The following is a 21,952-nucleotide window of genomic DNA, read 5'->3' as shown; positions in this document are numbered from 1 at the left end:
CGGCTCCCGCGAGTTCCGCTGCCCCGGCTCCGGCGCCGTCGGCCTCCGCGGGTCCCGCCGCCCCGGCTCCGGCGAAGCCGGCTCCCGTGGGGCCCGCCGTGCCGGCCCCGGCGGCGTCGGCCTCCGCGAGCTCCGCCGCCCCGGCTCCCGCGAAGCCGGTCCCGGCCCCCGCCCCGGTGCCCTGAGGGGTCCGCCGCCCGTCCGGCGCGGGGGGAGGCGTCACACTGGGAGCGTGCTCGAGACCTCCGCGCGATTGCTGCGCCTGCTTTCCCTCCTGCAGGCCCACCGGGAATGGACCGGTGCCGACCTCGCCGCCCGGCTCGGGGTCACCTCCCGGACCGTGCGGCGGGACGTCGACCGGCTGCGCGAGCTCGGCTACCCCGTGAACGCCAGCCCTGGCACCGGCGGCGGGTACCAGCTCGGGGCCGGGGCGGAGCTGCCGCCGCTGCTGCTGGACGACGACGAGGCCGTCGCGGTCGCCGTCGGCCTGCGCACCGCCGCCGGCAACGGCGTCGAGGGGATCGGGGAGGCCTCCGTACGGGCCCTGGCGAAGCTGGAGCAGGTGCTGCCGTCCCGGCTGCGCGGACGGGTCTCGGCGCTCAACGAGTTCACCGTGCCCATGCTGCGCGGCCCCGGTCCGGCCACCGTCGACCCCTCGGTGCTCACGGAGCTCGCCGCCGCCTGCCGGGACAGCGAGCGGCTCCGGTTCGGCTACCGGGACCACGGCGGCGGCGTGAGCCGGCGCATGGTCGAGCCGCACCGGCTGGTGTGCACCGAGCGGCGCTGGTACCTCGTCGCCTGGGACCTCGACCGGGAGGACTGGCGGACCTTCCGCGCGGACCGCATCGAGCCCCGCCCGCCGCACGGCCCGCGCTTCGTACCGCGACCGGCACCGGCCGAGGACCTCGCCGCCTATGTGTCGCAGGGCGTGTCGCACGGCGCGTACGCGGCCCGGGCGCTGCTGCGGCTGCGCGTCCCCGCCGAGGAGGCGGCGGGGATCATCGGGCCCGCCGACGGGGTGCTGGAGCCGGTCGACGCGGAGAGCTGCCTGCTGCGCACCGGGGCGGTCAGCCTCGACGTCCTGGTGATTCACGTGATGCTGCTCGGCTGTGAGTTCGAGGTGGTGGAGCCGCCCGAGCTGTCGGACCGGATCCGCAGTCTGAGGGACCTCCTGGGCCGGGCCGTGGACAGGACCTCGGAAGTCCGGCAGGAGTAAGTCCGGACCCGCGGATTTCCGTTTACCCGGCGGAATTCGAAAGGGGTCCGCCAAGCCGGGATTACCGCGGCGGTTGTCGACAACCCGTGACACAAGTGTGACCCGGCGCGGAGGAACATCCGCTCACCGGGCTGACGTGTCCGGACATATGAACGCCGACGGCGGGCCGGTCCGAGGGACCGGCCCGCCGTTTCTCGCGGTGCGGGGTGGGGCTGTGCGTACCGGCCCCGCGGGGGGTCAGCCGCCCGTGGCCGGGCGGGCCGAGGCTCCCCGGGCGGAGGCCCGCTCGGTGTGTGCCGGGCGGCGGCTGCCCCCGGGCGTGAGCGGGGTCCGCTCCGAGCGTATGACGTGCTGGCGGGAGAGCTGGTGCGCGGCGGGGCGCAGAGCGGGGGAGTGCGTGGCGGGGGCATGCGCGGCGGGCGCCGGAGCCCCGTCCTCCGCGTCGGCGGGGGCGCGTCCTGGCTGCCACTTGCCGCCCGCGGAGAGCAGCGGGGTGATCGCGGCGGCGACGGGTTCGGAGATCCGGCCCTCCTCCAGCCGGCGGCGCCACTGCTCGCGCAGTTCGAAGACGTAGGCCTCGGCGCGGCTGATGAGCGGCTCGAACCAGGGCAGCGCCAGCATGATGAGGAGTCCGGCGGTCCAGCCGAGGAGCACGTCGCTCACCCAGTGGGTGCCGAGGTACACGGTGGTGGCGCCGACGCTCAGCGAGACCACCGCGGAGACCACGGACAGCACCCGGCGGGTGACGGTGGTGGAGGCCAGGTAGGCCAGGATCCCCCAGGTCACCACGGCGTTGGCGGTGTGGCCCGAAGGAAATATATCGCCACCGGCGAAGAGTTCGGCCGAGCCGATCTGGGTGGCGTAGTGGGGGCCGAGCCGGCCGAGGCCGAGCTTGACGGAGCCCACGGTGATGTTGAGCAGCAGCAGCGCCACGCCGAGCGCGATCAGCGGACGCAGGGTGTGCTGGCGCCAGGATCGCCAGCCGAGCCAGGCCGCGACCATCACGGCGGTGGGCCCGCGCTGGCCGAGTACGACGAGGTAGTCGAGGAAGGCGTGCACCTGCGGCCACTGCTCGTAGGGCCGGAAGAACATGATCTGCCAGTCCAGCCGGACGAGCCAGGAGGTCGTCAACACGGCCACGACGGTCGCCAGGTAGAAGGCGAGGGTCGCGGAGAGGAGCACGACGCGATGCCGGCTCATCTGCGGAGTTTGCAGATGAGCCGGTCGCTCTGGTTCCCGGTCGAGCCGGGCGAACACCGGCTCCAGACGGGCAAGCATTTGGTCGGTACGCACTCAATCGACGTTACCGCGCGTTGAAGCGCAGCCCGGGCGAATCGCGCGCTTTGTGATGACCATGTGATGTGGAGTGCGTCTCACGGGGGACTTAATTCCCCTTCTTCCGGCACTTGTTGGAACTTTCCGGATTCAACTCCGGCAGTCCCGCCGCCGCAATTATCGGCATACTTACACGCGATTTATTGCCGTCGGCCAATTCCTTTGCGCAATCATGGATGGGAATGATCCATTCCGTGATCACGCCCAATCCGTGCGCCCGTCTGTGCGCCGGTCCGTGTGCCCCTCCGTGCGCCCCGCCCGCCGCCACCGGCCTACGGAGGTCCCGAACCGCCCAGCCAGAAGGCCCCGTACGCCGCCGAGGCCAGCGCCAGCGCACCCAGTACGGCCGCCGCCCGCCCGGTCCGCCACCGCGCCAGCGCCACCGCCAGGGGCAGCAGCAGCGGGAAGGCCGGCAGCAGCAGCCGGGGCTTGGAGCCGAAGTACCCGGAGGCGCACAGGGCCAGCGCCACCACGATCCCGCAGTACACGAGCAGCGCGGCCGGCTGCCGGTCCCGCACGCACAGCCGGTACAGCCACAGCACCAGCAGCACCCCCGCGACCAGGCCCACGCCGGCGGCGAAGGCGGGGGAGGCCAGCCGCGCCCCGATGAACCGGGCGAAGGCCCAGCCCCCGTCGAAGCCGTTGCCCCAGCCCGCCTGCACGTCCAGGTAGCCCGTAGGCCCGCCACCGGTCCGGGCCCCCACCCACAGCGCGTACGCCGCCGCCCCCAGCGGAGCGAGCAGCACCCCGGCCGCCGTCCGCCACGAGCGCTCCCCGCGCCGCCAGGCCAGGGCGGCCGCCACCCACACCGCCGCGACCACCGCCGCCCCGACCGGGCGGGTCAGTCCCGCCCCCGCCGCGAGCAGGCCCGCCGCGATCCACCGCCCGCGCAGCACCGCGTAGAGCGCCCAGGCGGCCAGGGCGGTGAACAGCGACTCGCTGTACGCCATGGACTGCACGATCCCCACCGGCAGCGCGGCCCACAGCGCCACCGCGAGCACCCCGGCGCGCCGCCCGTACCGCAGATCGGCGACGGCGAAGATCCCCCAGGCGGCGGCGAGCCCCGCCACGGCGGAGACCACCAGGCCCGCCGATCCGTACGAGAGCCCCGTGGGCGCCGCCACCAGCCGCTCCAGCCACGGCAGCAGCGGGAAGAAGGCCAGGTTGGAATGGACGGCCCCGCTGGGCAGCACCACCTCGTACCCGTACCCCTCGGCGGCGATCCGCGCGTACCAGAGCGAGTCCCAGCGGGCCGAGAGCAGGGTGTGGGGGCTGCTGCCGGCCGCCGCGCACCACAGCGCGAGCACCGCCAGCCCCAGCAGCCGCACCGCGGCGAAGGCGGCGAGCGCCGGCGCGGCACGGCGCGGTCCGGGATGCTTCGCGGGGACGTCGTCTACGGGCACAGTGGTCACGGGGACGAGTATCGACGCCGCGACCGGCGGGAACGGAATCGCGGGCACGCACCGTGAGGGCGTGCGCACGCGGGGGAGGAGCGGAGGGGCGCGAGTGGTGCACACCACACGGGGGCCGCCGCCGGGATGAGAGCTTGACCACGTGTGGGACACGCGGACTCGCGTACGCTGACCCTTCACTCGCGTGTCGATGCCGGACCCGTAGGACGCCGCACAGCGCACCACTCCGCGGCGCCCCACGACGCTGTCCGCCGAGTGCGAGGGACCACCTGGGAGGTACATGCATGTCGGGGACGAACACGGCCGGCGACAGGAGGTCCTCCCTCGGGCAGCGGCTCGCCGCGGTCTCCGGCGGCGCCAACCGCTGGGTGGTGCTGGCGGTCCTGTGCGTCAGCCTCGTGCTCGTCGCGCTCGACGCGACGATCCTGCACGTGGCCGTCCCCTCCGTCACCGAGGACCTGCGCCCCGGTTCGATGGAGCTCCTGTGGATCGTCGACGCGTACCCGCTGGTCTGCGCCGCGCTCCTGATCCTCTTCGGCACGCTCGGCGACCGGGTCGGCCGCCGCCGGATCCTGCTCCTCGGCTACACGCTCTTCGGCGTGGCCTCCGCCGTCGCCGCCCTCGCCGACAACGCCCAGGTACTGATCGCCGCGCGCGCCCTGCTCGGCATCGGCGGGGCGATGATCATGCCGGCCACCCTGTCGATCCTGCGCCAGGTCTTCCCCGACCGGCGGGAGCGGGCGCTGGCCATCGGCATCTGGACCGCCGTCGCCGCGATCGGCGCGGCCGGCGGCCCGGTGCTCGGCGGCTTCCTCGTCCAGCACTTCTGGTGGGGCTCGGTCTTCCTCATCAACATCCCGCTGATGGCCCTGATCCTGCCGGTCGGGCGCTGGCTGCTGCCCGAGTCCAGGGGCGCGGCCGACGGCCCCTGGGACGTGCTCGGCGCGCTGATGGCCGCCGCGGGCGTCCTCGGCGCGGTGCTCGGCATCAAGCGGATCGGCGCGGAACGCCAGCTCACCGACCCCGGGGCGCTGGTTCCGCTGGTGCTCGGCGTACTGCTGCTGGTCCTCTTCGTACGCCGCCAGAAACGGCGCGAGCACCCGCTGATCGACATGCGGATGTTCTCCCGGGCCGCCTTCTCCACCTCCGTCGGCTGCATCGTCCTCGCCATGCTGGCCCTGGTCGGGCTGGAGCTGCTCGCCGTCCAGTACCTCCAGCTGGTGCTGGAACTCAGCCCGCTGGAGACCGGCCTGCGGCTGCTGCCGCTCACCTTCGCCGCGATGGCCGCGGGCGCCACCGGTTCCCACACCCTCCAGCGGGTCGGCCCGCGCACCATGGTCTCGCTGGGCTTCGTGCTCACCGCCGGTGCCGTGCTGCTGCTGACGCTGATGGGCCAGCACGACCGGCCCGTCCTGCTGACCGTGGGCTTCGTCCTGCTCGGCTTCGGGCTCCAGACCACCCTCTTCGCCGCTTACGAGTCCATGCTGAGCGAGGCCCCGGCGGAGACCGCCGGCGGTGCGGCCTCCATAGGCGAGACCTCGTACCAGCTCGGCGCCGGCATGGGCATCGCCCTGCTCGGCAGCGTGATGAACGCCGCCTACCGGCCCGGCCTGCTGGACGTCCCCGGCGTCCCGGCCGAGGACGTGGCGGGCGCCGCGAACTCCCTCGGGGAGGCCTACCAGATCGCGGCCCACCTCGGCGGCCCGGCGGGGGAGTCCCTCTACGCGGCCGCCCGCGACTCCTTCGTGCACGGGCTGCACGTCACCCTCGTGGTCAGCGCGTGCCTGCTGCTCGCGGGCGCCGTGATGGCGCTGAAGCTGCCGCGCACCATGGACAACGCCGAGCCCGCCGGGTGCGGCGAAGCCGGCGCGACGGCCGGGGGCGCGGAGACCGGGGGCGCTCAGGAGACCGGTGCCGCCGTACGCCTGCCCGCGCAGCCCGACGGCGCGTCCCGGCCGTCCGCCGGCGCCAGGATCCCGGGACCGGGCCGGGCCGAGCGCGATCCGGCGCTGGGCGGCACCTCCGGCCGCCAGGGCTGACGGACCGCCCTCCCGCCCGGCCGGGGGTGGACCGGGGGCCGGGTCGACGACAAACTTGCACCGCTAGGTTTCGAACCACGTGGCCGCCGGGAGGCCCCTTTGTCCGCGCCGAAGACCCCGTTCGCCCCCACCGACCCGCTCGGACTCGACGAGCTGCTCGGCCCCGAGGACCTCGCCGTCCGCGACACCGTCCGTTCCTGGGCCGCCGACCGGGTCCTGCCGCACATCGCCCAGTGGTACGAGGACGGGGAACTCCCCCAGATCCGGGAGCTGGCCCGCGAGCTCGGCTCGATCGGGGCGCTCGGCATGTCCCTGACCGGCTACGGCTGTGCCGGCGCGAGCGCCGTGCAGTACGGCCTGGCCTGCCTGGAGCTCGAGGCCGCGGACTCCGGGATCCGCTCGCTGGTCTCCGTGCAGGGCTCCCTCGCCATGTACGCGATCTGGAAGTACGGCTCCGAGGAGCAGAAGCAGCGCTGGCTGCCCGGCATGGCCGCCGGCGAGCTGATCGGCTGCTTCGCGCTGACCGAGCCCGACATCGGCTCCGACCCGGCCGCGATGCGCACGTACGCCAAGCGCGACGGCTCCGACTGGGTGCTGAACGGCCGCAAGATGTGGATCACCAACGGCTCGGTGGCCGCCGTGGCCGTCGTCTGGGCCCAGACGGACGAGGGGATCCGCGGCTTCGCCGTCCCGACCGACAGCGCCGGCTTCTCGGCGCCCGAGATCAAGCACAAGTGGTCGCTGCGCGCGTCGGTGACGAGCGAGCTGGTGCTGGACGACGTACGACTGCCCTCGGACGCCGTGCTTCCGGGCGTCACGGGGCTCAAGGGACCGCTGGGCTGCCTGAGCCACGCGCGGTACGGGATCATCTGGGGGTCCATGGGCGCGGCGCGCGCCAGCTTCGAGGCGGCGCTCGACTACGCCAGGACGCGGGAGCAGTTCGGCAAGCCGATCGGCGGCTTCCAGCTCACCCAGGCCAAGCTCTCCGACATGGCGCTGGAACTCCACAAGGGCATCCTGCTCGCCCACCACCTGGGCCGCCGCATGGACGCGGGAACCCTGCGGCCGGAGCAGATCAGCTTCGGCAAACTCAACAACGTCCGCGAGGCCATCGACATCTGCCGCACCGCGCGGACCATCCTCGGGGCCAACGGGATCTCCCTGGAGTACCCCGTCATGCGGCACGCCACCAACCTGGAGTCGGTGCTCACTTACGAGGGCACCGTCGAGATGCACCAGTTGGTCCTGGGCAAGGCGCTCACCGGGCTCGACGCCTTCCGGTAGACCGGTGAGGTCCCCGGCCGCCTCGTCCGGGGGACGCTCGAGGTGTCCCCCGGACTCAGCTCTGGTTGAAGAAGTCGCGGGCGCGGCCGCCCGCCTCACCGCTGACGATCTGGGTGTCGGCCGGGGTCAGGAGGAAGACCCTGGTCGCCACCCGCTCGATCGACCCGCGCAGCCCGAAGGTCAGGCCGGCCGCGAAGTCGACCACGCGCTTGGCGTCGGCGGGGTCCATCGACGACAGGTTGACGATGACCGGGACGCCCTCGCGGAACAGCTCGCCGATGCCGCGCGCGTCACGGAAGCCGTCCGGGGTCACGGTCGCGATCCGCCGGCCGCGCTCGACCGCGGAGTCCGAGGCCACCTTCACCCGCGGGTCGGTGACCCACTGGTCGCCGGGGCCGGAGACCGAGCCCTGCTGGCGCTCCACCGCCTCCGCGTAGTCGTCGTCGTAGTACCGCTCGTCGTCGCTGTCCTCTACGAGACCCAACCAGGCACTCGCCTTGCGTACCGAACCCATGGACGCCTCCTTTCACCGTGGCCAGTCGTCTTCTTCTCCGCTGCCCCTATCGTCGTCCATGATGCTGACAACGCGCCAAGTGGATAGCCGCCGCGCAGATGTTTCGTGACGGGACTGGTGCAGAACATCCGTTGCACTGACGAGGCTCCCGGACGCTACCGCTGCTGACTGAGTGAAAATACGACCGCCGCTGCCGTCCGGGTGAGCCGCTGGGGCGTAAGAGTGATCCGCCAGGCTGGATACGATGCCCCGGAAATACGCGTATGACACACGGGGGAAGCGGTTGTTCGGCATAGTCAGACCTTGCGCGCACCGGCTGGGCGAGCGCTTCAAAACCGAGTGGACCGCTCATCTGTGCGGGCTCTGCCTGGCACTTCGCGGTGACCACGGGCAGTTCGCACGGATCGTCACCAACTACGACGGGCTGCTCGTCTCCGTCCTGACGGAGGCTCAGTCCGGGCCGCTGCCCGGTGCCCGGCGCACCGCCGGACCGTGCCCGCTGCGCGGCATGCGCACCGCGCCCGTGGCCAACGGCGAGGGCGCCCGGCTCGCCGCGGCCGTCTCGCTGGTGCTCGCCTCGGCGAAGGTACGGGACCACGTCGCCGACCGGGACGGGCTGTTGGCCCGCGCCCCGATCGCCGCCGCCGCGCGCAGGGTGGCCCGGGGCTGGGACCGGGCCGGCGCCCGCACCGGAGCCTCGCTCGGCTTCGACACGGCGGTGCTGGTGGACGCCGTGGACCGCCAGGGCGGCATCGAGACCCTGGCCGGTCCGGGCACGCCCGTGCTGGTGGTCACCGAGCCGACGGAGACGGCGACCGCGGCCGCCTTCGCCCATACCGCGGTCCTCGCGGGACGGCCGGGCAACGGTCCCGCCCTCGCCGAGGCCGGCCGGTACTTCGGGCGGCTCGCGCACCTGCTGGACGCCGTGGAGGACCAGCGCGCCGACGCCGAGGCGGGCGCCTGGAACCCGCTCACCGCCACCGGCACCTCCCTCGCCGAGGCCCGTCGGCTGTGCGACGACGCGCTGCACGGGATACGGCTGGCGCTGCGCGAGGCGGAGTTCGCCGACGCGGGGCTCGCCCACCGGCTGCTGGTGCACGAGCTGCGCACCTCCGTGGACCGGGCGTTCGGCACCTCCTCGTGCGGGCACACCGCCGCGCACTCCGCGGGCCAGGGGTACGGGCAGCCCCCGCAGGGCCATGGCACGGGCGCACCGCACGCCGCGTACGGCCAGGGCGGCCCGTACGGCGGGGGCCAGGCCGGCCCGTACGCCCCGTACGCCCCGTACGCCCCGGGCGGGCCCGGGACGCCGCCGCCGATGGGTCCGGGCGGCCCCGGCGGTGGCGGTGGCGGCGGCGGCTTCGGCGGGCCGCCCCCGCAGAAGCCGCGCCGCGGGCTGTTGCACGGCTGCGCGGTGGCGATCGGCCTCTTCTGCACCTGCCGGCTCTGCTGCACCGAACACGAAGGCCCCTGGTCCCGGCAGAAGCGTGACGCCTGGTGCGACAACTGTGACGGGTGCGACTGCTGCAACTGTGACGGCTGCTGCTGTGACGGGTGCGGCTGCGACTGCTGATCCGGCGTCAATTTCCGCAGGCCCGGACGGGTTACCGGGAGGTTCCCGACCGGCCCGCGGGGGAAGGGCTGAGCGGCATGAGCGCCGAAGAACCGAGCACGGCCTGGCGGGAGTGGCACGAGCACCGGGTGGCCACCGTCTCCGGCCCCTACGGACCCCTCGCCCTGACGGGCACCCACTGGATCGCCGACTACCCGGAAGGTCGAATTCCCGCCGTTCCGGGACACTGGCGCGTCCAGGGTGAAGCGGTGGTGCTGACCGCCACCGCCGAGGACGGCCTCGCGCTCGACGGACGGCCCCTCACGGGGCGGGCCGACCTCACCGCGGACGAGGGCGGGCCCGCGCACTCCCGGCTGACGGCCGGGGAGGTACGGCTCCCGGTGATCCGGCGCGAGGGGCAGTGGGCGGTGCGCGTCTACGACCCGGAGGCGGCGGCCCGGCGCGCCTTCGTAGGCATCGAGGCCACCCCGTACGACCCCGCCTTCGTGCTGCCGGGACGCTTCCGCCCGTACCCCGGGCCGCGGACGGTCCAGGTCGGCAACGCCGACGGGCGCGCTCGCGGGCTCGGCCTCGGCGGCGAGCTGGGCTTCACCCGCGACGGCGTCGCGCACACCCTCCAGGTGGCCGTGGACGCGCAGGACGGCAGCCTCTGGGCCGTCTTCGGCGATGCCACCAGCGGCACTTCCAGCTACCGCTTCCGCTTCCTGCACCCCGGCACCCCCGGCCCGGACGGATCCGTCACCGTGGACCTCAACCGGGCCCAGCTCCCGCCCTGCGCCTTCGCCGACCACTTCATCTGCCCGTTCCCGCCCCCCGGCAACACCCTGCCCTTCGAGGTGGCCGCCGGGGAGCGACGGCTGAAAGGCGCCCTTGCCGCCGGATACTGACGCCCGCACACTCCCGTTCAGCGTCACCCGGCGGACTTGTCAGGGCCACGTCGAGAGTGCGGCTCCCCGGCCGTGCCCCCGCAGTGTCCCCCCACCGCCGCTCACGGGCTCCGGCACCCCCACCATCCGAGCCGGGCCCCCGATCCCCACCCGGGAGGACGTGAAGTGAGGACCAACAGCACCACCCGACTGCGGCTGCTCGCCCTGGCCGCCGGCCTGGCCGCCACGGCGGCCCTCGCCGCCCCCACCGCCGCCAGCGCCGACGACAACGGCACCGGCTTCAGCGCCGACCGGCTCGCCGCCGCAGGGGCCTCCGTCCTGCGCGCCGACGTCGCGGGCACCGCCTGGCACACCGACCCCGCCACCGGCACCCTCGTGGTCACCGCCGACTCCACCGTCACCAGCGCCGACATCGCCAGAATCCGCCGCGAGGCCGGCCCGGACGCCGCCGCCCTGCGCATCGAACGCACCCCAGGCAAACTGACCAAACTGCTCTCCGGCGGCGACGCCATCTACGCCAACAGCTGGCGCTGCTCGCTCGGCTTCAACGTCCGCAGCGGAACCAACTACTACGCCCTGACCGCCGGCCACTGCACCGAGGGCGCGGGCACCTGGTGGGCCAACTCCGCCCGCACCACCGTCCTCGGCTCCACCGCGGGCAGCAGTTTCCCGACCAACGACTACGGGCTGATCAAGTACGCCAGCAACAGCCCGGTCCCGCCCGGCACCGTCGGCGGCCAGGACATCACCAGCGCCGTCAACGCCAGCACCGGCATGTCCGTCACCCGGCGCGGCTCCACCACCGGCACCCACAGCGGCTCCGTGACCGGCCTCAACGCCACCGTGAACTACGGCGGCGGCGACATCGTCTACGGCATGATCAAGACCAACGTCTGCGCCGAACCCGGCGACAGCGGCGGCCCCCTGTACTCCGGCAGCCGTGCCGTCGGCCTCACCTCCGGCGGCAGCGGCAACTGCTCCTCGGGCGGCACCACCTACTTCCAGCCCGTCGTCGAAGCCCTGAACGCCTACGGCGTCAGCGTCTACTGACCCGCCGGCCCCCGGCACAGGCACCCTGGACGTCCTCCCTCCTTCTGGGAGGATGTCCAGGGCGTCCCGGGGGAGGAGCTCCTATGAAGCGCATCGGCGTGACCGGCCACCGGTCGATTCCCGACGAGGTGCTCGGCCACGTGGAGGAAGGCCTGCGGGCCGTCCTCGCGGGCCACCGCGGCCCCCTGGAGGCCTTCTCCAGCCTCGCCGACGGAGCCGACCAGCTCTTCGCCGGCATCGCCCTGGAACACGGCGCCGACCTCACCGTCGTCATCCCCAGCGGGGACTACGAGGACACCTTCGAGGACCCCGACGCCCTCGCCCGCTACCGGCGGCTCAGGCGCCGCGCCGCCCAGGAGGTCCGCATGGCCTTCGCCCGCTCCACCGACGAGGCCTACTACGCCGCCGGCACCTACATCGCCGACCGCTGCGACCGGCTCGTCGCCGTCTGGGACGGCCTCCCCGCACGCGGCCACGGCGGCACCGGCGAGATCGTCGCCTACGCCCGGGCCCTCGGCAAACCCGTCACCGTCATCTGGCGCGAGGGCGTGACCCGCGACTGAACCACGCCCCCTCCGCCCGGCTCAACTGCTGTGCCGGGCCAGCCAGTCGGTGTGCTGCGGGGACACGTACCGCTCCGTCTCGTAGACGGCGGACGGCCACTGGGACTCCGTGACGGTCGTCTGCATCACCACCATCATCGCCGACAGGTCCTGCTCGATCAGGGTGTGCGCCTCGATCAGCGGATGGTGGCGGCGCACCTCGTTCCAGGCGATCCCCGCCGCCGCGGCCGCGCTCAGCAGCCCCGCCGCACCCGCGCCCGGACCCGAGCCGAAGACACCCAGCAGCGCCAGCAGCAGCGCCAGGCACGTCAGCAGCACGATCGTCCACGACCACAGCACGGTCGTCCGCCGCGACCCCTCCGTCCGGCGCCGGTACCAGTCGCGCTGCTCGATCAGCCGGTCCCGGACGTACGTCTCCCTGCGCACCTGGTAGTCCAGCCCGCGCAGCCGCCGCATCGCCCCCGTGATCTCCCCTCCCTCCGGCACCAGCCCTGCCGCCCGCGGATCCTGCCAGCCCATCTTGCGCAGCTCGTCCAGCCCCTTCTCCAGCCGCGCCCGGTACACCCCCTCCGGCCCGGCGACCTCCGACCCGAAGGGCGCCCCGTGCACGGCGTAGCGCCACGCCAGGGACTTGATGAACTCGGCCGCGCTGCGGTTGAGCTGCCACTGCGGACGGGCCCGGCGCCCGGCCGCCCGTACGCCCACGGCCAGCACCCCGGCGTACGCCAGCGCGCTCACCGCCGCGAACACGCGCAGCCCGCCCACCGCCGGCCCGGCCGGCAGGGCCGCGGCCCCCGCCGCCGCGACCAGCAGCAGCAGCTGCGCGCGCGTGGCCAGCGTGGACTCCCGCTGCCGGGAGACCGCCGCCTGGTCGGTGTGGTGGAAGAGGACCGGCAGGTCCTCGTTGCGAAAGGTCATGCTGTCGGGCACAGCGCCCCCCAACTCTCGGGTGGCGGACGGCGGGGACCCCGCGGCCACGGGGCCCGCCGTCCGCCGTCGGATCACACCGCGAGCGGCTCCAGGTCCCGGTGGACCCGCCGCTCGTCACGGGCGTACCGGGTCAGACCGTGGTCCTCCCCGAGCAGCCGCGTCAGCTCGGACACCGTCTCCGCCCGCACCCGCGCCGCCTCCTTCTTGCGGCCCATCATGTCCAGGCTGACCGCCATGTTCGACGCGCTCGCCAGGGTCTCCGGATGGTGCGCCCCCAGCGCCCCGCGCAACCGCACCACCGCGGCCCGTTCCAGCTCCAGCGCCCCCTCGGGGTCCCCCAGGTCCGCCCGGACGTTCGCCAGGTTCAGGTGCGCGAAGACCGTGTGCGGATGGTCGTCGCCCAGCACCTCGCGCATGCTGCGGATCGCCTGCCGCAGCATCGGCTCCGCCGTCTCCGCCGCACCCGTCCCCCAGTGGAAGACCGCCAGGTTGTTGACCGCCGCCAGGGTGTACGGGTGCTTCTCGCCCGGCACCTTCATGTACTCGTCCACGACCTCCTGCGCCAGGTCCCGCGCCGCGCCCGCGTCACCCGTCGCGAACAGGTCCGACGCCAGGTTCAGCTCACAGGCCAGCAGGTCGGGATAGACCGAGGTGTACTTGGCCCGGTACCGGTTGCGGGTCGCCGTCGTCAGCCGCAGCGCGTTATCCAGCTCCCCGGCCCGCCGCAGCGACACCGCCAGGTTCTTTGCCGCCGACAGCGTGCCCGGGAAGGCCCGGCCCAGCTGCCGCTTGTAGATCTCGTACGTCCGGCTCAGCAGCTGCACCGAATCGTCGTACCGGCCCACCTCGCGCAGGTCCCGGGCCAGGTTCTGCGCCGAGGACAGGGTGTACGGGTGGTCCGGGCCCAGCACCTCGGTGCGCCGGTCGAAGACCTCCTGGTCGATCTCCCGGGCCCGCGCGTACTGCCCCACCATCCGCAGGTTCAGCGCCAGGTTGTTCGCCGCGGCCAGGGTGCGCGGGTGCGCCTCGTGGAAGATCTGCCCGAAGCCCTCGTGGGCGGCCGTCGCCAGCTCCATCGCCTCCCCGTACCGGCCGAGCGCGCCCAGGTCCATCGCCAGACCGCTGGTGGTCATGTACGTGTGCGGGTGCGAGGGGCCCAGCGCGGCCCGCTGCCGGTCCAGCGTCACCTCGTCCAGCTCCTTCGCCTCCACGAACCGGCCCTGCGAACGCAGGATGTTCGAGAGGTGGAACCGCAGGTACAGGTACTGGAGGTCGTCGCTGCCCAGCATCTCCCGCCAGACCTCGCGCAGTTCCTCGCCCAGCGCGTACGCCGCCTTGAAGTCACCGCGCTTCCACAGGTAGCGCACCCGGTCGATCAGCAGCCGGCGGGTCTCCGGCTCCGTGCAGAACCGGGCCTCGGACGGGTTCAGGTGCGGCCAGATCGTGTTGAACCTCGGCCAGGTCTCCGGGTTGTCTATCGGCTCGTCGTCGTCCGGGCGCGCGCCCGCCAGGATCCGGTGCACCGCGTGCCGCGCCTCGCGCTGCTCCTCCTCCGACAGCTGCGCCCGGATCACGGCCTGGACCAGCCGGTGCACCTGGATGCTGTTGCCGACCTGGTCGACCTTGGCCATCGCGAACCGGCCGATCTCCCGGATCACCCGGCCCAGCACCAGCTTCTCCTGGAGGGAGGCGTCGTACGGCTTGAGCGCGTCGATCATCTCCTTGCTGTAGAGGAGGTTCGCCGATATCGGCTCCGGAGCGAAGAAGGCGCACAGCTGGAGCAGACGCACGGCGGCGGGGGAGCGGGACTGGAGCCGTTCGATCGACACGTTCCACGTCGCCGCCACCGGCTGCGGGTACCCGGCCGGCTGGTTCAGGCCCAGCACCCGCGCGGTCTGCTCGGCGAGCTGCTCGAGGTACGCGGACACCGGCGTCGCGGTCTCCGCGATCCAGGCGCCCGCCTGCTCGACGGCCAGCGGCAGGTCGCCCACGGCCACGGCCACCTGCTCGGCGTCCTCCTCGCCCAGCCCGGGAGCCCGCCGCTGGAGGTGCTCGATGGACTCCTCGCGCAGGAACACGTCCACCGGCAGCGCGTCCCCGTACTGGGACCACGACTGGTTCCGCGAGGTCACCAGCACGTGCCCCGGTCCGCCCGGCGGGAAGAACCGCTTGAGCGTCTCCGGGTCGTCGGCGTTGTCGAAGACCAGCAGCCAGCGCGAGGAGGGCACCCCGCGCCGCAGCAGGTCGATCGCCTCCTGGGAGGCGGCCGACATGTCCTCGCCGGTCTGCGCGCCCAGCCGTACGGCCAGCTCCGCGAGGGCCGCGACCACGCCGTCCGTCTGCTCCGCCGAGATCCACCAGACCAGGTCGTAGTCGGCCATGAACCGGTGCACGTACTCCAGCGCCACCTGCGTCTTGCCCACACCGCCGAGCCCGTACAGGGTCTGCGGCTGCGGCAGCACCACGGCCATGCCGCCGCCGAGCTGGTCGCGCATCCGCTCCAGCACGATGGACCGGCCGGTGAAGCCGGGGTTGCGGGGCGGCGCGTTCCAGATCTTCGGGACCGTGCCCGGGAAGCGGGGGCCGGGCCGGGAGGCGCCGGCGACGGTGTCCGGCAGCGCCGTCGGCCGTTCCACCGCGCGCAGCAGGGCGGCGGTCGCGTGGACCTCGTCGAGCCGGAACAGGTCCACCGGGTTGCGGTCGATGTAGGGCGTGGCCAGGCGTACGTCGCCCACCCGCAGCGGCACCAGGTGGCGACGGCCCCCGGTCGGGTCCTCGGCGGCGGCCCGGTTCCACACGTCCACGGCCCGCGCGGACTTGAGGTAGGCGCTGGAGAGCAGCACCACGGTCCGGCCGGCGGTGTCCACACTGAGCCCCGACCCGCCCGGGGTGTCGCCGGGGGAGGCGTCGGGAGCGCGCTCGGCGGAGACGTCCTTGGGGACGACCCGGAACCCGGCGCGGGTGAGCACCGACTCGATCCAGTCGGCCCACATCCGGTTCTCGGCGACGTAGGAGAGGAAGAGGTCGGCGGGCAGCGCCGGGCGGCGCCGGGTGAACGCGTCCCGGATCCGCAGCCGCACCTCCTCGCCGATGGCCGGCATGGAGGTGATCTCCCCGCCGGTGATCACCGTGGTGAGCCGTTCGAAGGCGGAGAGGAGGGAGTTGGTGAGCCCGGCCTCGTCGCCGAAGGTGGCCAGGGTCTCCTCGTAGGCGTAGTAGGGGCGGTACGGGATCTCCACCGCGCCCCAGTACGACGTCAGCTCGTCGCCGGCGAGCCCGTTGGGGAAGCGGTCGAACTTGAGCCGGGCCAGGGCGCGGCCCGCGTCGGCCTTCTCCTTCTCGCCCTCGTCGATGCGCATGGGCACCGGGTAGATCGTGATCCCGCGGTCGTTGAACCGCTCGTCGATCTGCCGGGCCACCGAGGCCGCCCCGTCGATGGACTGGTCGGACAGGGTGAAGCAGTCGACCAGGACGTCGGGGAGGTGGACGGTGCAGATGTCGGCGATGTCGGACAGGCCGGTGCGGCTGTCGATCAGGACGTAGTCGTAGTTCGCCTTCATGTCGGCACGCAGGGCGTCGAAGAAGAGGCCGCCGCCGAGCCGGTCGTAGAAGTTGTCCCAGTCGAAGGTGGACACGGTCGCGGAGTACTCGCGGTTCTGCCGGCCCGCCGAGACGAAGTCGAGGGTGCCGCCGTCCGGGAACTCCCAGCCGTGGTTCTCCGGGGTGAGGGAGACGGCGTGCGGCTGGATCCGCGCGTAGTCCTCGTGCCAGTCGGCGGCGCGCTGCACGGGGCTGGTGGCGGCCCAGGCGTACTCGCTGATCAGGTCGATGACCCCGGTGGTCGCCCCCAGGGTGGAGGGGTCGAGGAAGGGGTGGAAGAAGCGGTGCAGGCCCGGCGCCTCCAGGTCCCAGTCCACCGCGAGGACCCGCTTGCCGTTGGCCGCGAGGATCCAGGCGGTATTGGCCAGGGCCATCGTGCGGCCCGTACCGCCCTTGTACGAGTAGAAGGTGACGATGCGTCCGTCTCGGCTGTCACGACTGGCCGTCATCCGCGTCCCCCCGGGTCTGTGTCGGTGTCTTCGCCGTGCTCGCCGGTGCGGCCGGCCCGGTCGTCCGTGCCGTCGTACCGCCGGGCGGAGGGGAAGGGGGCCGGCGGTGGTGACGCCGGAGGCCCGCCCATTCCCATCGGTCCCAGCAGCCGCGGCCGTTCGGTGGAGGTGTTCCCCGCCGGCAGGTACACCTGGGCGTGTCTGAGGTACTGCTGGGCGGCCGCCTCGACCACCTGGGGAAGGATCTGCCCGAGCGTCTCCAGGCTGGCCACGCCGTTGGCCGCCGCCCGGCAGGCGGCCCGGCCCTGGCTCATCTTGACCGGGAGGGTCTCCTCCAGCCGGTGCGCCAGCTCGGCCTCCCTGACCCGGCTCTGGTGGTCGTACCGGTTCCACGGCACGACCACGTTGATCCACGGGCGGTGCTCCTGGTCGAACGCGGCCAGCCGCCGGCGGCGCTGCTCGTCCTCCACCGCCCACCGGTCGACGATCAGGATCTCGGGGCGGGTCGGCGGCTGCTTGCTGTCGAAGTGGCCCGCCTCGTCGTCGAAGGAGGACATCGTGGTCTGGTAGTTGAGGTTCCTGACCAGTTCCTCCGCCACGTAGGCGACGGGCCGCTGGGAAACCGGGTGGTACGGGTTCCAGTCCGTCGAGCTCTCCCCGTAGTAGTCGGGGCTGCGGCCGTCCGGCAGGTCGTGCCGGGAGGCGGCGGCCACGGTCACGTGGAGGGTGCGGGCGGGGCCGGAGCCGGGGCCGGAGCCGCCGCCCTGGCCGCCGCCGTGCCCGAAGGCGCTGGGCACCACCCGGTAGTCCAGGGGGCGCACCGGATGCAGGCGCACGGTCTCCGCGACCCGGACGATCCGCCGGGCCAGTTCGTACACGGCCTGCTCGTACTGGTCGGCGTACCCGCGCAATTTGATCAGCCCGTACAGTCCGTCGGTGACGTAGCGCTCGCCGAAGGTGTTGTGGTTGAACTGCAACCGCTCGGCCGGGCCGGGCAGTTGAGAGGGTGGCACCGGTACCCACAGGGCCGGGACGATGGCCTCGGCGGCCGGCTGGTTGCTGACCGCCCCGTGCTGGATGGTGCGCTGGGCGAAGGCGAACCACTCCTTCCCGCACATCTCGCTGGCGAAGTAGCGCGGCGAGAACAGGGGGACGAAGACCCGGCAGGTGGCGAGCGCCGCCCCGAGCCGCTCCGACCAGCCCTCGCCGCTGCGTATCTCCCGGTCCATGAAGCCCGCCTCCGATCCGGCGGGCAGGTCCGTGAGCGCCATGATGTGACCGCACAGGTCACGGAAGAGACGCTCCACCCACATGTCGGGATCGGGTCCTCCCGGCCCGAACCTCGGTGTATGCGCATAACTGAGAAAAAAATACGGCTGCACTGATGCGGGCACACGACCCCCGTCCCGAAGCTGCGAGCGAAGAAACATCATTCCGGAGCTGCTTCGCCACATCCCCTCATCGTTCAGTCAATCAGCGTCTGTTTTCGGTCATCCAGGCCTGAGCGTGGTCCACGGCATGCGGAATCGAGAAGGACACGGCGGATGTCCCTCCCACCCGCCCCCTGCGCACCAGCGAATCCGGAAACGCCCGGCCGATCTCCTCGAAATCTCCGTCGTCCAGCGCGACGTCCTCGTACGTCGTCCACTCCCCTTCCCGGGGGAGTCCCCGCCGCCCTTCCGGATGGTTCACCTTCACCACGCAGTCGTACATGCGCAAGGGGGGCTTCGGAATTCGGTACTCCGCGAGATGGAAAGCCGTACAGGCCGAAAATCCCACATTGATCATGAGTGCCCGTCCTCCCTCCCAGCACAGCTTTCCCAGGGGGGACTCCTCGCCCAGGTGGCTTTCGGTGCGGTGACCGGCGCACAGCCGGTGCGCGTCCGCGCCGAGCGCGGCGAAGGACGTCTGCGGGTGGCCGCTGCGGGCGGCGCCGGGGGTGGTGCGGACCACCTCGGCGAAGGCGCCCACGCTCTGGCTCGGGGTGAGCTCCGGGTCGAAGGGCGGCATCCGCGCCCGGAAGGCCGCCACCTCCGCCTCGTCGAGGCCGGCGATACGGGCCAGGTGGGCGGTGGAGGTGAGGGAGTTCTCCGCGGTGAAGGCGGGGACGAGCAGCGTGCCCCGGGGGCCGAGGGCGGCGAGCAGGGCGTCGCGCAGGGCCTCGGCGCGCAGCCCGGTGCCGCCGAGGGCGGCGTGCACCAGCAGGCGCTGCCCGGGGCGCACGCCGAGCAGCCGCAGCTGGGCGGCCAGCCGGTGGGGGGCGGGTGGGGGTGTCGGGTCGGGTGGGGCGGGCGTGCCGGGTGGGGCGGCGGGGGCTGCCGGGGTGGTTGGGCCGGCCGGGGTGGTCATGCGTCGACCGCCTTCAGCTCCCAGCGGAGCTCCTCCACCAGCCGCTTGCCCGTCACCGTCAGCTCCGCCGCCTCCGCCAGCCGGTCCAGCGCCCGGTGGATCCGGTCCGTGCCGCCCGGCTCCTGCGTGCCCGTGGCCCGGCGGTACGCCTCCACCGCGACCCGCTCGTACACGTCGGCCAGCAGCCGCGACACCGGCACCGGGCGGGTCCGCCAGGGCGAGGGGTGCTGCCAGGCGCCGTCCAGCGCGTACAGGTCCGCCACCTCGGTCAGCTCGCGCAGCCGGGCCCGTCTGCGGCCGGTCAGCAGGGCCAGCGCGGTCTCCCTGACCCCGGCGGCGTACGGCACCCCGAGCGCGCCCGGCCCGTGCCGCCCGGCCTCGCCCCAGCCCCCGGCCCGCGGGCCGCCGGCGAGCGGCGTCAGGGTGCCCAGCCCGGCGGCGGCCGCCCCCGCGAACCCGGGGACGGTGCGGTGCAGCAGTGCCAGGGCCGCGTCGAGGCGGCCCCGCCACTCGTCGGCCTCCCCGGCGCCGAGCCGCAGCCGGGCCGGGCGGGCGAAGCAGTTGCGGTACGGGTCCAGGTCCTCCAGCGCCACCGCCGGCCCTCCGGGGCGGGGCGACCAGGACCGTACGGGCAGCCAGCGCGCGTCCCCCGCCGCCGGGCCGAAGCGGTGCTCGGTGCGCCCGGCCCGGACGACGGCGTACCCCTCGCCGGTGGTGTGCAGCACGGCCCGCCCCCGGGTGCCGGGCTCCCCGAGTCGCAGCAGCCCCAGCGTCGGCAGGTACACCTCCCCGTCGCGGTAGGACACCTCGGCCGGCAGCTCCAGCCCGCCCCGCAGCACGGCGGCGGCCGTCAGCGCGGCGAGCCTGCGGGCCGCGCCCGGGCCGTCCGGGCGCCCCTCCCGCACCGCGTCCAGGGCCTCCAGCACCCAGGTCCGGGTGAAGGGGTGGCCCAGTACGGCGTCCAGTGCCCCCGCGCCCGCCTCCCCGGCGCCCTCCACCCCGGCCAGCAGCTCCCAGGCGCGCGCCCAGCCGGGATCCCCCGCGAGGTCGCCGTGCAGCCGGGCCAGCAGGACCCGGGTCAGCTCCTCCTGCGACCGGGCCAGTTCGGCCGGGTCGGCCAGCTCGGGGGCGGCTTCGCGGGCGGCGGTGCGTCCCTCGACCCCGTCCACCAGCTCGCGCAGGTCGGAGCAGTAGACGGAGGGGTTGTCGAAGCCGTTGGCCTCGCGGTAGCGGTGCGTGTAGAGGCCGCCTCCGCACGAACGTACGACAGGGCAGCGGCGGCACGTGCCGCTGACACCCGCCAGCCCCAGCTGCCGGGCCCGGACACCGGGGTGCGCGGCGACCTCGTCGAAGGCGTGGTCGAAGACGTTGAACCCGGTGGCCGCGGCCCCGTCGAAGGCGCTCTTGAGGGAGTCGGCCTGCTCCAGCGTCCCGTCGGTCTCCACCACGACGAGGTCGGCGGGGGCCAGCCCCAGGGATTCCGTCAGGCTGGGCCCGCCGCGCAGCGTGGACAGCAGGGACTCGAAGAGCCTTACGGGCACCGGCCGTTCCAGCCACTCCCAGCGGTCGAAGGCCCGCAGCAGCCAGCGCGCGTACGCGTCCGGCGCGCCGCCGGGCCGCTCCGGCGGGGTCTCCCAGGTGGCGTGGGGGAGCAGGAAGTCCACCCGGGGCGGCTCCAGCGCGACCAGCGCGTCCAGCACGGCGACGGGGTCGTTGGCCACGTCGACGGTGCACAACAGGCCCTGGTAGAGGTGCCGGTAGGGCGCCGAACGCAGCAGTTCCAGGGCGGCCAGCACCAGTGGGTGGCTGGAGCGGCCGTCGGCGAAGCGGCGGTGGCGGTCGTTGGCCGCGCGGTCCCCGTCGAGGGAGACGCCGACGCGGACGCCGTACTCGGCGAAGAGGTCCAGGTAGCGGCGGCTGAGCTGGAGCCCGTTGGTGTGGATCCGCAGATCGAGGTCGGCGGTGCCGGCGAGCGCGTGGGTGAACTCCTCGCACACGAGGCGCAGTCGGTCCGGGCCGGCCAGGAGGGGTTCCCCTCCGTGGAAGATCACCGTGACGGAGGGGAGTGCATGGTCACGGGCATGTTCGGCGAGCCGCGACGCGGTCTGGGAAACGACCCCGGGGGAAATCACTTTCGGCCGGGCTCGCCAGCTCTGATCTGCGTGTTCGTAGACATAGCAATGATCACAAGCGAGATCGCATCTGCTGTGAACCTTCAGGACGATCTCGCGGAAAGCGATCGTGCGGGTCATTCCACCAGTCTAGAGCTCAACTCGTGGTCAGAGCGCGGAGTTGAAGATCGGTGCCTGAACGCGACGACCGGATTCCGAGGGAAGCACCCGCTCGAGCGCCGCGGCGGCGGAAGCGGCGCGGACGTCGATCTTCGCGAGCGGGACGCGACGGTCCTTGACCGCGCTGGTCGGGGGGGTTGCGGAAGTGTTCACGACACCGTCCTCGGGGAGGCCATCTGAAATGGGCGGAAAGACACCGGCGCGTTGCCGGCCGTCACGCGTGGACTTTACTCGCCCATACCCCATTGGCAACCGAGGCATGGCGCCTGGCCAAGCGTTCTATAGAAAGGGTGGTGTATTTATCGAGGACCGCATTCGGCCGTTTGCCGCAAGCCGCAAGCCGGTCCCCCGGGCGGGACGACAGGGCCTAGGCCCTGTCGTCAAAGTCCCGCCTGGCCCGCGGCCCCCGGCACCGCACCTCGCCGCGTTGTCGGGGCGCCCGAGTACGTCCAGTACTCGG

General features: G+C 73.4%; 16 protein-coding genes and 1 pseudogene. 7 read left to right on the top strand and 10 right to left on the bottom strand.

The genetic code is table 11. The annotated features are described in order from the left end of the window. A pseudogene (locus tag ACZ51S_RS31770) lies at positions 1-223 on the bottom strand (hypothetical protein); the annotation flags it as partial. 9 nt (positions 224-232) lie between these two features. Here ACZ51S_RS31770 and ACZ51S_RS31765 point away from each other — a divergent pair. Next, entirely contained in the window at positions 233-1,216 is a 984-nt protein-coding gene (locus tag ACZ51S_RS31765) for a helix-turn-helix transcriptional regulator (protein ID WP_468804147.1), read from the top strand. Positions 1,217-1,453: 237 nt separating this feature from the next. Here the strand turns inward: ACZ51S_RS31765 and ACZ51S_RS31760 are convergent, their stop codons facing one another. Together ACZ51S_RS31760 and ACZ51S_RS31755 are read right to left on the bottom strand one after the other, a co-directional pair. Then, on the bottom strand, positions 1,454-2,509 hold the full coding sequence (locus ACZ51S_RS31760; protein WP_468476485.1) for a phosphatase PAP2 family protein: 1,056 nt from the start codon (positions 2,507-2,509) through the stop codon (positions 1,454-1,456). Positions 2,510-2,823: 314 nt separating this feature from the next. Continuing rightward, the gene (locus ACZ51S_RS31755) at positions 2,824-3,954 is read right to left on the bottom strand and encodes a hypothetical protein (RefSeq protein ID WP_468804162.1); all 1,131 of its coding nucleotides are present in this window, start codon (positions 3,952-3,954) and stop codon (positions 2,824-2,826) included. Positions 3,955-4,247: 293 nt separating this feature from the next. Between ACZ51S_RS31755 and ACZ51S_RS31750 the strand changes: the two genes are divergently transcribed. Both ACZ51S_RS31750 and ACZ51S_RS31745 read left to right on the top strand, forming a co-directional pair. After that, complete coding sequence (locus ACZ51S_RS31750) at positions 4,248-6,002, top strand: MFS transporter (protein ID WP_468887544.1); 1,755 nt, start codon at positions 4,248-4,250, stop codon at positions 6,000-6,002. Between the two features lie 99 nt (positions 6,003-6,101). Beyond that, positions 6,102-7,286 (top strand): acyl-CoA dehydrogenase family protein, encoded by a 1,185-nt coding sequence (locus ACZ51S_RS31745; protein WP_468476482.1) that lies wholly within the window; start codon positions 6,102-6,104, stop codon positions 7,284-7,286. Between the two features lie 55 nt (positions 7,287-7,341). Here the strand turns inward: ACZ51S_RS31745 and ACZ51S_RS31740 are convergent, their stop codons facing one another. Continuing rightward, positions 7,342-7,800: a cell division protein SepF gene (locus tag ACZ51S_RS31740; RefSeq protein ID WP_388943378.1), complete on the bottom strand. Its 459-nt coding sequence runs from the start codon at positions 7,798-7,800 to the stop codon at positions 7,342-7,344. A 283-nt stretch (positions 7,801-8,083) separates the two neighbouring features. Here ACZ51S_RS31740 and ACZ51S_RS31735 point away from each other — a divergent pair, with 283 nt between their 5' ends. The 4 genes from ACZ51S_RS31735 to ACZ51S_RS31720 all read left to right on the top strand — a co-directional run bounded on the left by ACZ51S_RS31735 (position 8,084) and on the right by ACZ51S_RS31720 (position 11,873). Continuing rightward, entirely contained in the window at positions 8,084-9,373 is a 1,290-nt protein-coding gene (locus ACZ51S_RS31735; protein WP_468804145.1) for a DUF5685 family protein, read from the top strand. A gap of 77 nt (positions 9,374-9,450) precedes the next feature. Further along, positions 9,451-10,260, top strand: a complete 810-nt coding sequence (locus tag ACZ51S_RS31730; protein WP_468476480.1) for a DUF1684 domain-containing protein — start codon at positions 9,451-9,453, stop codon at positions 10,258-10,260. Positions 10,261-10,425: 165 nt separating this feature from the next. Next, positions 10,426-11,310, top strand: coding sequence for a S1 family peptidase (locus ACZ51S_RS31725; protein WP_468476479.1), 885 nt, complete (start codon positions 10,426-10,428; stop codon positions 11,308-11,310). An 83-nt stretch (positions 11,311-11,393) separates the two neighbouring features. Then, the gene (locus tag ACZ51S_RS31720) at positions 11,394-11,873 is read left to right on the top strand and encodes a hypothetical protein (RefSeq protein ID WP_468476478.1); all 480 of its coding nucleotides are present in this window, start codon (positions 11,394-11,396) and stop codon (positions 11,871-11,873) included. A 21-nt stretch (positions 11,874-11,894) separates the two neighbouring features. Here the strand turns inward: ACZ51S_RS31720 and ACZ51S_RS31715 are convergent, their stop codons facing one another. The 6 genes from ACZ51S_RS31715 to fxsA form a co-directional block, all read right to left on the bottom strand. Further along, positions 11,895-12,791 (bottom strand): DUF4231 domain-containing protein, encoded by an 897-nt coding sequence (locus tag ACZ51S_RS31715; RefSeq protein ID WP_468476477.1) that lies wholly within the window; start codon positions 12,789-12,791, stop codon positions 11,895-11,897. Positions 12,792-12,874: 83 nt separating this feature from the next. Next, positions 12,875-16,852, bottom strand: coding sequence for an FxSxx-COOH system tetratricopeptide repeat protein (gene fxsT, locus ACZ51S_RS31710; RefSeq protein ID WP_468962747.1), 3,978 nt, complete (start codon positions 16,850-16,852; stop codon positions 12,875-12,877). Continuing rightward, entirely contained in the window at positions 16,849-18,282 is a 1,434-nt protein-coding gene (locus ACZ51S_RS31705) for a TIR-like protein FxsC (protein WP_468476517.1), read from the bottom strand. The genes fxsT and ACZ51S_RS31705 overlap by 4 nt, the downstream gene beginning before the upstream one ends. 43 nt (positions 18,283-18,325) lie before the next feature. Next, entirely contained in the window at positions 18,326-19,201 is an 876-nt protein-coding gene (locus tag ACZ51S_RS31700) for an AAC(3) family N-acetyltransferase (RefSeq protein WP_468962745.1), read from the bottom strand. Continuing rightward, positions 19,198-21,453, bottom strand: a complete 2,256-nt coding sequence (gene fxsBH, locus ACZ51S_RS31695) for a radical SAM/SPASM protein FxsBH, inactivated beta-hydroxylase extension form (protein WP_468804141.1) — start codon at positions 21,451-21,453, stop codon at positions 19,198-19,200. The genes ACZ51S_RS31700 and fxsBH overlap by 4 nt, the downstream gene beginning before the upstream one ends. 27 nt (positions 21,454-21,480) lie before the next feature. Next, positions 21,481-21,645, bottom strand: coding sequence for an FxSxx-COOH cyclophane-containing RiPP peptide (gene fxsA / locus ACZ51S_RS31690; RefSeq protein ID WP_388943403.1), 165 nt, complete (start codon positions 21,643-21,645; stop codon positions 21,481-21,483). Positions 21,646-21,952 lie beyond the last annotated feature (307 nt).

It is taken from the genome of Streptomyces sp. NPDC034043 (assembly GCF_055575675.1).
This window is presented reverse-complemented; position numbering and strand designations above follow the sequence as displayed.